Source organism: Pontibacillus chungwhensis BH030062 (genome assembly GCF_000770675.1).
GTDB lineage: Bacteria > Bacillota > Bacilli > Bacillales > BH030062 > Pontibacillus > Pontibacillus chungwhensis.
Genome location: NZ_AVBG01000020.1, coordinates 1 through 16,336, shown reverse-complemented (window position 1 = coordinate 16,336; position 16,336 = coordinate 1). Strand labels below are relative to the sequence as shown.

The following is a 16,336-nucleotide window of genomic DNA, read 5'->3' as shown; positions in this document are numbered from 1 at the left end:
ATTTTTTAGGAGATTCTCATTTTGCAATTGATTATTACGGTAATAGCTTCATGATATATATCCTCCATAATTGGTTAGGTAGTAGACTTATATGAATAAATAGATACACAAAAGAAGCACGGAGACCCTCCCCGTGCTATTTTCTAATCCATAAAAAACCCTCCGTATAATACGAAGGGGCTCTAGATTAATCTTGAATTTGAACTTGTACAATTTGAGCGTTTAAAATGTCTTCCTCTGAAAAGACTAGAGGTATTTGAAGAGCGTGGAATTCATTTACTTCTTCATCGTAATCTAGTTTAACTAGTTTCTCTTCGCCAGCGAGTTCCATGCTTAAGTATAAGTTTTCTTCACCTTTCAGCTCTTCTAGTGAAGATGCATCGATTTTTAATGCATTCGCAACGCCTGCTACATTTTTAACAACTGGATTGTGGTCTTTTACCGTTACACTCATGTTGAATCCCCCTTAAGGTTATCTTTCCATACTTTATTATGAAGGAAAATCCTTCTTATCTCAACGTTGATTTAGCCTTCTACAAGGACTTTTGATTTCTTAATCTTAGCTAATTCCAAGGCTGTAACTTGAAGATTTAAAAAGCTATTTGTTTCCTTGTCATAGGACAGTTCTATGTTTTGTCCATCAGCCTCAAGAGAGACTTTAGAGTTCTTCGTAGCACCATTTAGTTCATTCACTTTAATTTCTACACCGGTAACTCCAGCGAGGATTTCTTCAGCAGTTCCATTTACCTCATTAAATGTATAAGTCTTCACCTCTGAGGAACTCTCTTTGGAATTGTCCTTTGTGTCGTTGGATTCCTCATCTTCTTGCTTTCCACTTTGATTGTTAGAGTCTGATGAACTGGATTTAGAAGCATCCGCTTCAGAACCTTCATTCGTACCAGAAGCATCAGAACCTTGATCTGATTCAGAAGAATCTCCGTCTTCATACGTGGACGAATCTTGTCCATCTTCTTTCTCTATGGACTCACCCTCTTTTTGTTGATCATCAGAGGATTCTTTGTCCTGATCTTTTTGGTCTTGGTCTTTATTATTTTCTTCTTTATTATTTTCCTCTTCGTTACTCTTACCATCTTTTTGTGTTTCTTTTTCGTTACCGACTTTTGTACTTTCTCCCGCTTCGCCAGCTTCTTCTGCTTCTTTACTACTATCAGAGCTGCATCCCGCTACAATAATCACTAATGTTAAAAGCATCGGGGTTAAGAACTTCTTTAGCAATGCTAACTCCTCCTACTTCTTTAAGTTTCTTTACATGCTAAATTATAGTATAACATGTGGTAGATTTTTGTAATAGAGGATTTCCAATAATTAAAAGGATACACTTCTCTACGTTATTCACCTGCTCCGAAAATTAGATTAATATAGAAATCACACCATATAAAGGTTGTTTTTTAAGTAAAAATTAACTATTCTAATAGAAGCGGTTTATAAGTCTAAATTACTAGAAAGGAGAATTTAGAAAACCCGATACAAAATATAATAAAAGGAGTGTTGAAAACTTGTTTAAATATCCTATAAAAGGAATTTTTGTAAGTTTACTGGTCTTATTAACTATTGTTACGATCTCTACCCGAACAAATGCAGCTTCTAATTCAGTCCAATTCAATTCAAGTATGGAAATCGGGGTTAATGATTCTGATGACGTTTACTATAATGAATGGTCGAATGATCACCCTTTTGAATTAGCGAATGGGGAAAAGTCAACAAACGGAATTGGCTTTGAACCTAGTTATTACTCAAATTCACAAGAAAGAATGTTCGCTGAATATTACATAAAAGAGCAAGACTTCACTACATTTGAAGCTACCATTTCATTAGATAAATCTATGACCTCAGGAGATAATGGAGTTACTGAAGCTGTCATTTATGCTGACGATGAAAAAATCTACTCCAGGACCTTCGAGAACACATCAGGTGTAGAAACTGTAAAGCTCCCCGTTCCTAAGGGCACGAGCTCTATCACTTTGTACGCTATACAAGATGGAGGGAATCAAGGTAACCACGCACTTATTTATGATAATCCAAGGCTTACTAACTCATTAGCACCGAAAAAGAAGAAAGATCAATTAAGTTTAACTACTATCGGTACTGCTGCATCATCTGATAGTGACGATTCTTTCCTTAGCAGCTGGTCCAATTTGCCTTTTCAGCGTAGTAACGGGAGTCTTTTAGCGCGCGGATATGGTTTTGATCCAAGTTACTATAGTGCCAATAAAGATAGAATGTATAGTAGCTTCTATATAAAAGACTATTCTTACACTACTCTTGAGACCACTATTTCCATCGACAAAAAATGGACAAAAGGCGATCTAGGTAAAACGCAAGCTATTATCTATGCTGATGATGAAAAAATCTATAGCGCCCAGTTTAAAAACAATACTTCTTCTAAAGATGTAAAAGTACAAATACCAAAGGACACAACATATCTTTATCTCTATGTAGTTCAAGATGGAGGAGAACAAGGAACTCATGGCTTAATATTTGAGGATCCTATACTGACCAATGAGCTCCCTCTTATATCTGTTGGAGATTATACAGCTTTAACTTCCATAGGGTCTTCAAGTACTAGCTATTCGGATGACTTCCATATGGGAGATTGGGATTTTGGCCGTCCTTTCGAAGTAGATGGTGAACTGATTTCCCACGGTTATGGATTTGAACCTTCTTATTATGGTGAAGATAATAATATGTACGCTGATTTCTATATAGGGGATTATACGTACTCCAAACTAAGAACAAAAATCAGCCTTGATTCCAAATACCTTACTGGTGACCTGGGGACTACTACCGCTTCGATCCTTGCTGATGATCAAGTCATTTACAGTGAAGATTTCACAAATAACCGAACAGAAGATAACATAGAGGTAACGATCCCACCAGGAACTCAATACTTACGATTAAAAGCAAATATGAATGACGGCGACGGTAATAGCGCAGGTATAGATAATCACGCAATTATCTTTTCTTCCCCAATTCTAACCAATAGCAATCCTGAGGAAGACATTCGCGAATACAAACAATGGGAAACAAAAACAAATGTAGGCATTGAAAAAGAATGGAACGTAGAGTTTAATGTTCCTATGGATGTTGAAACAATCATCGAGAAAAACGTGTACATCGTAAACGAGGATAATAAGATTGTTCCGATGCTTTATATCATCGATCGGAAAGACAATGCTACAAAACTAACGATTTCACCTGTTAATGAGTACAAGAGAGGCCAAAAGTATACACTTTGGATGAAAGATATCAAAGGTACGAATGGTGTTGTTCTCGGTGAAAACGTGAAAATGGACTTTGTTATTGAAAAGTAAAGTAAACAAAAGAGGTAACTGACTTCAGTTACCTCTTTTTTGATGCATATCCTGACTTTTCATTCTCTTCTCTTTATAAGCCTTCAATATGGCTTTTTAGGTCATTGTCTCGATTCAACCACCCATCCAGGAATACTTCTTGATCTGGATCTCTGCTCACAAATCGATGTCGGTGATCGATTCTTTGTTGAACGATGTCTAATGCTATATCCTTATGCTCGGAAACTGGTATATCTTTAAACGCTCCGTCTGTAATTGGACCCCAGGCTCCGTCTGCTGCTACACCAAGGGATCGTTGGAGAAATTGTATTGCTCCCCCTGTCCCAAAATTAAAGGCTGTATCAAACATCACTATTGCTAACGCTTCATCCATTTCATCTGCATGCACAGGTACGAAATAGTTATTATAGCTGATCGATGTATATTCGCTGTCTGTTAAGTACTTGACACCCCTTGTTGATTTGCCTACAGATTTCCTGTACGCATCATAAGTTCGTTGAGTAATTCCCTTATAAGTAGAACCACCATAATCATTTGGGTGATTAGAATAACCACCTTCCCATTTAGCTGCAAACGAAATAGCGGATTGATAGGACTCTTCACCGTCAGGTAACTCTTCACCCAAGAAAATCCATTTATCTCCTAACCATGTGCTTACCTTATACCATTCTCCCCCCGTCTTCTCCAAAACTTTAACGGTTTGAGGGGATAGGTTCGCACTCATCTTCGTATCTTTGGATGGTTCTTCATAAAGGAAAGTCTGTTCTCTAAGTATAAAATCTACACCATTAGGCGCGATCCACTTATCCCCCACCCAAGATTTGATCTGATACCAACCGCCTGGCGCAGCACCAATAACTGTTACTTCTTGCGGCGATACTTGGCCAAATGTCTTGGCATTTAAATGAGGTTCATTAAATAGCTTAGTAGACTCTTCAACAGACAGCTTGATTCCATCAGGGGCAATCCACTTATCCCCGGTCCATGTCTGAATCCTGTACCAACCATTCCCCTTATCTTCTAATACTGTTACCGTTTGCGGCGATAGGGAACCGTACGAATCGGATAAGAAACTGGCCTCTTCATAAAAGTTGACTCTCTCTTCCAACGTAATCTGAGTCTCCTCATTAGGTAACGGCTGTTTACCACTCAGGTTAATCCAGCCATCTCCATTACTCGTGCTTACTTTAAACCATTGCCCTACTTTCTCATGAGTAATGACTATTTCCTGAGCGGGAACTTCTGAAATCGTTTCTGATGTGAATGCAGGATCCATATATACGTTATGAGTTTCAGATAGATTCATCGTTTGGCCTTGCGGTGCGACCCACTTCTGACCTAAATATGTATCGATTTTAACCCAACCGTTTGATTTTTCTTCAACTACACTGACTTCTTGCGGTGATAACGTACCATAGGTCTCGGACATATAATTTGATTCCTTATAAAGCTTTACTCTTTCTTCCAATTGAATGGTTTTCAACGTGCTTGTTGTTTCTTCATCAGAAGATAACTGAGGTTCTTTAACTAGAACCCACTTTTGGCCCAAATAGGTGTTAATTTGATACCAATCCCCATTTTGATCTACTACCGTTACCGATTGAGGAGATAACGAACCATATGTAGTCGAGGACTCATCGGGTTGTCCATACAGAACTGTGCGTTCTATCAAGTTTAGCTCCCTCTCAGGAGTCTTCTTAATCATTTGATTGAGCCACCTATCGCCTGTTGGTGTGTTTATCTTTAGCCAGCCATCACTCTTTGCTCCAATTGCTATGACCTCTTGATTTTTAACCACACCTACAGATTCAGAAGTAATCGTTGGTTCGTTGTATAGAGACCATTCCCCTTCTACCTTTACTGTCATTCCTTCAGGAGCAACCCACTTCTCTCCTAAATAGGTTTTGACCTTATACCAACCATTTTCTTTCTTTTGTAGCGCCGCTACCTTTTGAGGGGATAGCGTGCCGTACGTTGTTGATAGGTAGCTTGGTTCCCCATATAACGTAGCTCTCTCTCCTAATTCCAATTCGGTAGATTCGTCCTTCTCTTTCTCCCAAATCAAATCCAGAGAGTCCTCTTCAAGCACTTTCCCATGCTCAAGAGTACGAGCATAATTAACCGCTTCCTCTTGATCTGTTAGGTCTTTCATAAACTCTTGTCCGTCATAAACTTTGTAGACTTCCGTTCGTTCACCAACTTCAACCTGAATGGAATCATCTATGCTTCCTTCATGATTCGTTACCGTGATGGTTGCGGTTCCTTCTGATACTGCAATGGCCATACCATTTTGAACATCAACAACCGAAGGGGTGTCTGACCTCCAGGTTAGCTCTTTATTCGTCGCATCAGATGGGGATACTTTAGCGGTTAGTTCTTGAATATCACCCAGATTCATAGATACTGAATCCTGACCAATCTCTATGGTTTGGAGAGGGATATTCTTCTTTGTTTCTTCAACTACAAAGACGAGCTCTACAGGTTTTCTAAGGGAACCACCACCCTTTGCTTTCAATGCTTTAGAGACATACAGTGTATAGACTTCACCTGGGATGTATCCATTTATTGGTGGTTTTACTTTAATCGATTTATCATCGTCGATACGGAGAATCGTTTCGACGGGCTTGCCGCTCTCATCTCTTACGTAGACCGTGTTTCGATTTATGCTTGATACATCCATACTCTCATTAAATGTAATTGTCCATTCTTTGTCATTTGGAACGTTAATCATTTCTTGAAAACTCTTTATACCTTGATCTTTCATTCTAGTTGCCTCTGCACTAACAGAGTATGCCGTTAAACTTAGAATGAGCATAAAGAAAATAAAGGAGATCAGAGTCTTCCTCACCAATTCAACATTTCTCATATTTTACTATAATTCCTCCTTATTCTTTTAAAGGTAATACCTACCGATTATACCGATATAACATATAAATGAGAAGTTATACCTAAATATTTTTAAAACTACCCACAAAAATCTTCAGGAATATAGTAGATTTATTGAAACTTTTATCCTATCCAACTAAAATTGCAAAATGAAAGACAATTTTACGGGAGGAATTTTGTGAGAAGAACTATATTTCTTATCGGAGCACACATTACCTTATGATCCTCGAAAGTAACCTTACATCAGTGCATGCTACTTCAGAGTACACGTTTGAAAATGTCTCTCTTGAAAAAGAATGGACCATTGAGTTTAACGTGAATGTAAATCCAAATACGGTACATACAAAATCTGTGTATGTGATCAGTGATCGAGGAGCTAATATACCTATTACAGTAGATCAAGAAAAAACAAGATAATTGTAGCCCCCACCTCTTCATATACTCCGAACACTACATACCATTTAACAATGGAACCTACAATTCCCTCAGCAAGGGGAGTGTCATTAGATAGCCAAGTACACATGACATTTACTACTGAATCAGAAACCGATCAGCCTGATTTTAATAATGAACCCTTCCAACAAGGAAAGGGATATGCAGATGGAGCATATGACAAAAGCGCTATCCTGCCTGCACCACGTAGTTGGACAGGACATTCGACCTTCAAAGGGCCAGACGAAGTACGTCAAGTAACCGAGTTATCTGATTCAAGAAACTGGGCGGATTCCAAGCTTGCTGTTGCTGAAGACGGAACGATGTACTTTAGTAATTCTAGCGGAATCTTGTATGCCCTTTCTCCAGATGGAACGCTGGAATGGAACTTTAAGATCGGAGAAGGTGCAGAAATCCGTACCGCCCCAGTAATTGCAGAAGATGGTCGAATATTTTTCGGAGTTTCAGGACAATTTGCTGAAGGAGAGACAAAGCTATGTGATGAGACTTCTTGCTACAAGGGAGGTCTGTTCGCCCTCAATCCAGATGGAACAGAAGCTTGGAAAGTCCTATTAGATGAAGTGGTTACCTATTCCGGGCCTACTATAAGTCCTGGCGGGTCCATATATATTGGAACTGAATCTTCGTTTTCAGGAGATCAAAAAGGAAAGCTTTATTAAGTGAGTCAAAACGGGGTGATCATCGATACTCTTGGTGATGAGGGCCAGTTTACCCTCAATGGATTTATTACCACCCCAACACTTACATCTAGCGGCTATTTATTCGCACATAATTTATACTTCCATAACGATAATTTTCTCACGAGGTACCCTCATTTAAACACAGCCTACTCTACACCTGTTGTAGGGCCAGACGAAACCATATACTTTGGTGGTTATGTCGGTGAAGTCGGAGCCATGAAGCCTGACGGAACACCAAAATGGGAAATGGAGTTCGAGACAACAACGACCAGTTCTTCTAAGTACGTATCATCAAGAACAGGGGAAATAATTTCCGTTAAGCCTATTATCACGAGAAATAACGCTCTCTATATAGGTGGAGAAGCTGGGAATCTATACAAGCTTGAATTAGACGAAGTTGATGAAGTACCTCCATCTTCTAGGCTAGACTATGAGAATGAAAAACTACATGATCTATATGATTTTGATACCTTTATGAATAAAGATTCCTGGTCTTTTCAAACAGGAGATTGGGTCAAAGCCATTGCAGTCGATAAGGAAGGCAACTCATATGTAGGGAACGAAAGTGGAAAGATCTATGCTCTGAGTCCTGATGGAACGAAAAAATGGGAAGTGGAGCTTGATAGTCACGATATTGTCTACGATATTGTTATTAGTCCTAAGCAGTCCTTGTATGTTTTAAGCAAGCATAGCGGTATATAAAATACAGTAGACTCGCAAACTAAGCCAGAATAAAAAGAAAGATCACCTTTACAATCATAAAGGTGATCTTTTTTACTAGATTATTTCAACATATCAAAGAAACTGACCGTGTATTGAAGAGATTTATCATTACCGTTACGATCTTTCAATCCTTCTATCGTAACTTCATACAAGCCAGTATACTCCTTTATCTCTTCTGGATCAGGTCTGAATATAATACAATAAGGAATTCCCATCCATTGATTGTTCACATTAAAATATTCTCCAGGTACATTACGCTCGTTTTCATCAAAATCAGTATCGTTCTTATCCAGAGTCCAAGATTCACCATCTGATAATCTCTTTAAGCGGACTTCTACTTCATTCATATTTGGAGGTTGATAGTTATTAGGATTTAAAGATACGGACCAAGGTACATCACTTTTAAAGAATTCATTAGGGAAATATCTATTATTGCCTGGCCACCCTATGAAATCATACTCGACCTCTTCCACTCTACTTTTGTCGAAAATTTGCATAGCTGAGTAAGTATAGTGATAATAATCATTCATATTTTCATTGATTGCAAAGCCAAATCCTATCTTTTTAAGCGGAGGATTTAATATCCAACGGCGATGACCAACTCCACCAATGTTATAAGCATCTTCATCCATCATATAACTATACACTGAACCTTCCAACGTCCCCATTTGAATGGTATCTTCCACTTCATATGAAGAGGTATAGTCTTCTTTTGTGTATTGTTGACTCAAATTACTACTTGAAGTCGATGTATATCCAATATCAAAGAATTCCTCACTCATACCATCTGGCTTTGACGGGTGATGACTTAAATAACCGTTTGCTGCTGTGACAACGGAACCATATTGGGCTTGTTCGTTTAAAGATGGGCTGAGCTCTAAATCATCCGGTAAACCCGAAAGATACCTGACGAAATTAGACATCCTAACACCATCCTGTAAAAATCCATCTTTTATTTCTCCCATAGCATAAGGGGACGATATACTGGGAGCTACCGCAAATGGATCACCTTGAAATAGAGGCTTATATGAGTTCCATTTCGTCGCAACCTCTTCCTTTGTATTGTTCATCTCTGGACCCTTTTTAATCTTGAAATCAATACGAACTTCTTCTTGTAACTTTTTATTTCTTATGGATGCTATATCACTACTAATGATTAATGTATATGTTTCTCCCCCTAAATATCCTTCCATTGGAGCTCCAACAATAGCTCTCATGTTGTCATCGTCAATGGAGACTACTACGTCAACTGCGTTCTCATTTGAATCTTCAACTCTAATCTTGTTAAAGGTCGATCCATCCATTGCGGTGTTAAACTGGATCGTCCAATCTTTATAGGGTTTAACTTCTGTTACGGGATCGAACTCTTTAAAGCTAGTAGATGCAGCAGTAATACTTGAGACATATAACAACAAGAACATAAACGTTAATGCAGATATACCATACCTTATTATTTTCATTATACTTCCTCCAATAAAGATATTTAGCTAGATATGCGGAGCTTCTCACATGTAGTATATCGGGGGATTTGCCCGACATTTAAACATGTAAAACCATATTGAACTATTTAAAAAAATAGGCTACCGTTCAACCAATCAATTTTGGTATCCTGGTAGCCTAATAGATTATTTTATGCTTACTCACCTAATCCTCAGCCTACTTATATCCTCATAGGCAATCCTAGTTTATCTTAAATGTAAAAATAACAGGCTCTTTCAAGCCATAAGTCGTAATTTCGCTACTGATCATCAATTTGTATTCTGTTCCTTTTTCGTAGCCGCTTTCAGGTGGGTGGACGACAATTTCGCCATTCTTTCCTTTTGTAATAGCTACTTCTACTCCTATCCCATCTTGATCAAGAACCTTGATTCCCGCTTTCTTTAAGTCGGATACATCCAGTTCCTTATTGAACTTAATTGTCCAAGTCTTGTTTTGATCTACCGCTTCACTATGATCCATGACTTTAGATGCTGCTAATGTGGATTGTACAGATTCTTTCGTCTCTTCCAAAAGAGCAGCTGGTACATATTCTTGACTCTCAATAAGCTCTAATAGTTCGAGGGCCTCTTTTGGCTTTTTGTCCGTACTTAATTGGGCAGCCTCATCTAGTAACTTTCTTGCGGACTGGTTGATAAGGTCTCGGGATTCTTTCGTATCATACCCATATTCAACCGCATCATCACTCAAGATGAGACCATTGATAAAGTTCCCATTCTCAAAGTACCATTTCGCTTCGCCTATCCTTGATTCTCTCCGGATCGTTTGTATAGCATCATTGATCTCTTGTTGAAGGTTCTCTGCTATACTACTGTACTCTTTCAAGAACCCGAATAAATCCAATGCTTTCTTCGTTTCACCTGAACTATTCAAATGGTATGCCTCATTCAATAGTTTCTCCGCTGATTTATTGGCAAGATTGCGAGATTCTTCTGTATCATACCCATATTCGATAGCTTCATCACTTAGTATGAGACCATTTGTGTAATCACCCTTTTCAAAGTACCATGTGGCTTCCCCTACCTTTGAATCTTCTCGAATCGTTTTGATAGCTAGACCAATTTCTTGGTGCAAAGAATTTTCTAAAATGGAATACCCTTCTAACATTTCAAATGACTTCAGTGCTTCTTTTATGCTGCCATCAGCTTTCAGTTGCTGTGCTTGATCTAACAGTTGTCGCCCAGCCTGGTTTGCCAGATCACGTGATTCTTTCGTATCGTATCCATACTGAATCGCTTCTTGGCTCAATAGTAAGGCATTGATAAAGTTTTCTTGCTCATAATACCACTCCGCCTCACCAAAGGTAGACCCCTCCTTAATGGCTTTTAGAGCTTTTTCAGCCTCTTCCTGAATCGGTGCAGATAAAATCGTGTACTCTAAGATAAAGTTAATTTTATTCAAACCTTCATTTCTTTTCCCATCTTTGTTGAGTTGGTATGCTTGATCCAACAGCTTACGTGCTGACTGATTCGCTAACTCTCTCGTTTCCTTCGTATCATAGCCATACTCAATGGTTGCATCACTCATCTTCAAAGCATTGACATAATTACCTTGTTCAAAATACCAGGTAGCTTCACCAATCTTTGAGCCTTCTCGAATTGTTCGGACTCCTCCTGAAGCTTCCTCTCGTATCTTTTCGGTCACTTCAGTATAGTGCTCGACAAACTTAAATAAGTTCAAGGCTTGTGCCTTCTGCCCGTTTTCATTCACCTTATAGGCTTTGTCTAACACTCTTTGCGCTGCTTTATCAATAAAGGCTCTCGATTCATCTGTATCGAATCCGTATTGTATGGCTTTATCTCCCAGTCTTAGGGCGTTCGTGTAATCCTCATTATTATAATACCATTTGGCTTCTCCTAAACTAGAACCTTCATATATGGTTTTTATTGCCCTTTTCGCTTCTTCTTGGATAGCGTTCAAATACGTACTATTCTCTTCTACTCGTTCAAACAATTTTAACGCTGCTTTGTTTTCCCCATTTTCATTAAGCTTATACGCTTCGCTCAACACTTTTCTTGCAGCTTTTTCTGCAAAATTAAGAGCTTCTTCTGTTTGGTAGCCGTATTCCATAGCTTCCTCGCTTATGATGAGAGCGTTGAGATAGTTGCCTTCTTTGTAGTACCATTCAGCTTCACCGTATCTAGAAGACTTTTTGATCTCTGCTAGTAATTTTTTCGCTTCTACTTGAACATCATTCGGTACGTTGGGATATTGGCTTAATTTGCTTAGCAATTGGATACTCTCAAGCCTCGTATCATTTGCTTTCATGAGGGATTTTGCTTTAGATATCTGATCATAAGGTGCTTTCTTACTTAACAAGTTCAATTTATCTTCTGTATTTGGTCCAATGACACCATCATCAGACAAAGAATGATCCCCTTGAAACTCCTTTACTTTATTTCTCGTGTTAGGACCATACACTCCATCGACGACTAAAGGATATCCGACCAAGTTCAGTTGTTGCTGTACCTTCACAACTCTCTGGCCACGGTCGCCCGTCTCCAGGTAATCGTATGTGGGTTCTGATATTTCTGGAGTGTCAGTATTTGTAGTAGGTTGTTCCACCGGAGTACTTCTCTTCTCCATGTTGTTTAGCATTTCAGACATCTGCATATCTATTTCCGTTGTCACGTAATCCCAATAAAGGTTTTGAGCATAATCCCCATAAGGGGTCTGTACCCTGTAGCCTTTTCCTTTATTTTCGATTAAATTGTATAAATCATGTACCATCATCCGCAATTCAGGAGCATTCTTAGGCTTCAATGTTTTACTGTAAGATCGCAAATATATGGATAACTTATTATTCTCTTTATATTTAGCCCCTTCACCCACACTCGTCAAATGGTAAAGTTGGATTTTATCATCCATAAGCACAAACTGCGACCCAAAACCACCCGTTATAAACCTAGTATCAAATGGAGGGATTAACATTTCCCAACTTTCCTTCGTGTCAAATTGTCGGTAGGTTGAACCAATCGCATAAGCTACCATACTTATTGTCTTTGATTCTACATCTATGTCACCCTGGTTGACTTGATACCACTTAGTTATGAGTTCCTCCACATCTTTGGTTTCTCCATCTTTGCTTAAGATATTATCATAGAAAGTAGTAACATTATTAAAATCCTTGTACGCGTACCCTTCTTCATAATGATCTAGTAATTCTGCTGCTTTATCAACTATATTCCGGTTAAATTTTTTAACTCCCTTGCCTACAGCACCTGTAACTACCTCAAGTTCGGCCTCTAATAACGTATTCCAATTGATGTCCCCATAAACAACATTATACGCAGTTGTACCTAGAGGAACATGCCTTATAATCCGCCACTTCTTAGGATCTGAAATCTGTATGGTGTAATAGGGGTGGATATCTTCGTATCCAAAATCATTAACAAAGCTTGGCAAAGAGGAACCCCAGCTATATGATATATTTATTCCGGTTCTATTATGTAATTCAAATGAATCTCCAGTGTATGCTTTTACATGAGTTATGTTGGTACCTACAACCAGGGTGAACACTAATGTAAAAACTAATAATAACTTAAATAATTGCTTGACAATTTTCTTTCCCAAAAAACTACTTCCCTTCGACGATTTTATATGTTTCTTTCACTACATGTTTTGTTCAATTATCTTTGTTGATATGGCAACAACCTCTTCACCCTATTTTCTGAGTACATCTCCTTTCTTATAAAATTTTGGATTGTTTGACCAAAAAGACAATTAGTTCAATTTTACCACGTTATAGGTTTTAGAAGCGGAAAGAAATTGAACAATCAATCTTTCAATTAGATACCAATTAACCCATCTGCGCTTTGAATGATTAATACTTTTCTCTCATTTTCTTCCCACAACATAATATGAAACACTTTATACTTAAAGTTCATTATTTCCTTCCCATAAAAATAGCCCTAACACGCGAAGGCATTAAGACTCAAATGATCCATCATGAATATAATGTATGTTTAACCTTTTATTAAGATAAGTTTACTTTACTCTTGAGTAAACTTCTATTGCTTCGTCTGTATCTAGTAATTTAAGAGCAGCTACTGCTCGTTCAGCTGCGACATTTGATTTTACAAGCGTGATATCAGCTTGAATGTCTTCAAGTGTATATTCAGAACCAACTATTCTGCATCATACTAAGCAATTAGATTAGCATTCACATTTTTTCAAAGCCGTTATCATTTAATGAAGCTAAAAGACTAATTTGACTTATAGAGTCAGCAACTAAAACATTATTTACAACTTTAACACTCAATAAACCTTCCAATAACCTCGAAAATATTAGGCCCTTCCTTATCTTCTAAATCAGAAGGGACTTTTACAATAGCGGCACGAGGTTCTCCTAAGGCAAAAGCCATCACTAGCAGGAGCTTCTTCAAGAGTTACTTCAGTAATCTCACGTTTGGACGTAGTAACTTCTAGTAAAGTATCGTTAACCGCACTTACTGAATATAGTAATAATTTTGGAACTAATTTACCCTTGTAAAAAATGAGGATTAAGTTCTTTATTAGTTTACCTATAACTCATAATTGCTTTCTAGCAACATGTACTTTTTTAGGAGCACTGCTTAGCGAATTTACAACATCAAATAATTTTTTGTTTGCTTTACTTATGCCAGGTCCCGTAATCCATATATAATTGAATTCTACCTGATCATGAGAGATTCCTTGAACCATAAACACAGGTGCTTTTCTTGGAGAGGATTCCTCTGATCCATCAAAATCTGTTGTTTTATTTGTAGTTAATGTGGCTACTGTTTTTGCATCATAATAATTAATATACTTAAAATTAACTATTACTGATCCCTCTCTCTTACGCTTAGGTATAAAGAAGAGATAGTTTTCTGTAACCCCCAACTGCCCAAATCCTATTTCTTCCATGTATGATCTTATTTGGATTTTGGGTTCTTCATTTAATTCTCTTCTAATTTCTTCAGATGCATTTTTCTCACGTTTTTTCTTCAAATAAATCAGAATTCCGATGTAAGGAATCAATAAAACACCTTCGGTTAAAATACCTGCTACTACACATACAAAATGAATAATAAAATTATCCATAAAAGGATTCTTTATCACCATACCGTATTCCCTCCATATACTATCAAGTTTAAGAAAAATACTAAGTAAGCACATTTTCCCACTTATTTTATCGGTTGCTTTTTATAGATGTTGAAGATATATTTACCATTTGTAGAATCTAGATGATGCAAAGACTCAACGATTACAATTAATAACTTTAAGGAAAACTCTAATCAGCATCCAGAGCTTCTTCCACATATTTACTTACTCCTTGACCTTTTAATTGACTATAGTAAAGTAAACTTCTATGTACTGCGACTAATGTTGATAGAATTGAACCAGATTTTTCATGGATTTTAATTTTAGAAGGCGACAACACCTTTTCCCCCGTGAGAGAAAGGTATGCTTAAAGTATTTATAGATTGCTTAAGGATTATTCAGGTAATGAATTTATGTTATAAACGGTGAAAGATTGGAAAATGGTTCTAAGTCAATTGTTGGGGTAGGAGGCAAGCTCCTCCCCCCTTTATCTTTATCCAACTTGAAAATCTTTTGTATTCTTGTCCTGATGGTGAAGAAGTACTTTTAGACGAAGGCAATCATACCTTCTGAATCCAAATGCGTTTCGCTTAATAACCTTAGTTTGATTATTAATTCCTTCTACGAAACCATTGCTATAATCAAATGCAAAACTGTTTCAGGATTTCCTTCTGCCAGTTTTTAAGGGTCTTAATTCCCAGTATAAACTTGGGTAATACAGCTTCATGTACCTTTTGATAGAAGCTATGTAACTCATCCTTCACCCTCGAAAGTTGTTCTACACCAATCCCTTTCGCCCTCTCAAACCACTCACGAATCGAAAAGCTTACTTTAAATCATACCTGGAGACATACTTAATAACGCTCTAGGTGCCATCTCTGATTCTCAGTTAAGTTCTCTTCGCGTTTGTAAAAGATGTGTTTCTTGCGTTTACATTTCTTCCGATTATAGTCATCAAATTCGCTTTGAACCCGCCTCCTCACACCTTCAAGGGCCCAATAGATATATCGACAGCAGTGAAAACGATCTGCCACGATAACAGGACTCCTCAGGGCTTTCTTTACCGCAGATTTAAAGGCGTGACTCATGTCCATATTGACCATCTCTACCTCAGATCCCTTCTCCCGAAGGTATTCTTTCACAGTATCTACCGAGCGATCAGGAAGGATATCTAGGAGTTGGCCAGTGTCTCCGTCGGCGATAACGACTTGATATTCCCCTGCACTTGTATCGCCCTTATACTCATCAATCGCGATGACTGGCGGGAGGGTTTCTACTTTTTTCAACATTGGAGTGGCTAGCTCATCAAACCGTCGCATCCCTGTGGTTGGCGAGGTACGAAACAGTGCGGCTGTATCTTTGAAATTTTTGCCCTGTATAACCCGAAGACCTACAGCTTGATTCCACTCCTTTGAGTGCCGTTGATATCGTTTTACGAGATGGTTATCTTCAAAGAAACGCTTTCCACATTTACAGATATAGCGACGCTTCCGGTAAAAGAGATAAGTTGTGCGTTCAAAGATCTTGAGGTGTTGGATTTTCTAAGTTCGATACACATTGTTTACATCTATGCTTCTTTTACGGCACTTCCACATGAAGATGAAAGTCCCCATTCACTTCATCACTTTTCTTTATAATTACATTTTGTAGTCCTGGTACTGGCATGTTAGAATACACGTACACGCAACTCCTTTACTTCTT

General features: G+C 38.0%; 10 protein-coding genes and 1 pseudogene. 4 read left to right on the top strand and 7 right to left on the bottom strand.

Translation table 11 applies throughout. The features are described from left to right. Positions 1-187 precede the first annotated feature (187 nt). Positions 188-454, bottom strand: coding sequence for a hypothetical protein (locus N780_RS17830; RefSeq protein ID WP_036787290.1), 267 nt, complete (start codon positions 452-454; stop codon positions 188-190). Positions 455-525: 71 nt separating this feature from the next. After that, a complete protein-coding gene (locus N780_RS17825) occupies positions 526-1,236 on the bottom strand; it encodes a hypothetical protein (RefSeq protein ID WP_036787288.1) in 711 nt (236 codons plus the stop codon). Positions 1,237-1,517: 281 nt separating this feature from the next. Here N780_RS17825 and N780_RS17820 point away from each other — a divergent pair, with 281 nt between their 5' ends. Next, on the top strand, positions 1,518-3,332 hold the full coding sequence (locus N780_RS17820; protein ID WP_036787286.1) for a hypothetical protein: 1,815 nt from the start codon (positions 1,518-1,520) through the stop codon (positions 3,330-3,332). A 73-nt stretch (positions 3,333-3,405) separates the two neighbouring features. Here the strand turns inward: N780_RS17820 and N780_RS17815 are convergent, their stop codons facing one another. Then, positions 3,406-6,198, bottom strand: coding sequence for a glycosyl hydrolase 108 family protein (locus N780_RS17815; RefSeq protein WP_036787283.1), 2,793 nt, complete (start codon positions 6,196-6,198; stop codon positions 3,406-3,408). A gap of 239 nt (positions 6,199-6,437) precedes the next feature. Between N780_RS17815 and N780_RS17810 the strand changes: the two genes are divergently transcribed. From N780_RS17810 to N780_RS17800, 3 genes are all read left to right on the top strand, one after another. After that, positions 6,438-6,635, top strand: coding sequence for a hypothetical protein (locus tag N780_RS17810; RefSeq protein WP_036787281.1), 198 nt, complete (start codon positions 6,438-6,440; stop codon positions 6,633-6,635). 80 nt (positions 6,636-6,715) lie between these two features. Then, the gene (locus tag N780_RS17805; protein WP_198135883.1) at positions 6,716-7,330 is read left to right on the top strand and encodes a PQQ-binding-like beta-propeller repeat protein; all 615 of its coding nucleotides are present in this window, start codon (positions 6,716-6,718) and stop codon (positions 7,328-7,330) included. After that, positions 7,331-8,053, top strand: coding sequence for a PQQ-binding-like beta-propeller repeat protein (locus N780_RS17800; RefSeq protein WP_036787276.1), 723 nt, complete (start codon positions 7,331-7,333; stop codon positions 8,051-8,053). 80 nt (positions 8,054-8,133) lie between these two features. Here N780_RS17800 and N780_RS17795 read toward each other — a convergent pair whose 3' ends face one another. The 4 genes and pseudogenes from N780_RS17795 to N780_RS17780 all read right to left on the bottom strand — a co-directional run bounded on the left by N780_RS17795 (position 8,134) and on the right by N780_RS17780 (position 16,318). Further along, on the bottom strand, positions 8,134-9,534 hold the full coding sequence (locus tag N780_RS17795; RefSeq protein ID WP_036787274.1) for a CAP domain-containing protein: 1,401 nt from the start codon (positions 9,532-9,534) through the stop codon (positions 8,134-8,136). 220 nt (positions 9,535-9,754) lie between these two features. Continuing rightward, positions 9,755-13,144 (bottom strand): peptidoglycan-binding domain-containing protein, encoded by a 3,390-nt coding sequence (locus tag N780_RS19345; RefSeq protein ID WP_052115157.1) that lies wholly within the window; start codon positions 13,142-13,144, stop codon positions 9,755-9,757. 957 nt (positions 13,145-14,101) lie between these two features. Continuing rightward, positions 14,102-14,656: a hypothetical protein gene (locus N780_RS17785; protein WP_036787272.1), complete on the bottom strand. Its 555-nt coding sequence runs from the start codon at positions 14,654-14,656 to the stop codon at positions 14,102-14,104. A gap of 472 nt (positions 14,657-15,128) precedes the next feature. Then, positions 15,129-16,318: pseudogene (locus tag N780_RS17780) on the bottom strand (ISL3 family transposase). Positions 16,319-16,336 lie beyond the last annotated feature (18 nt).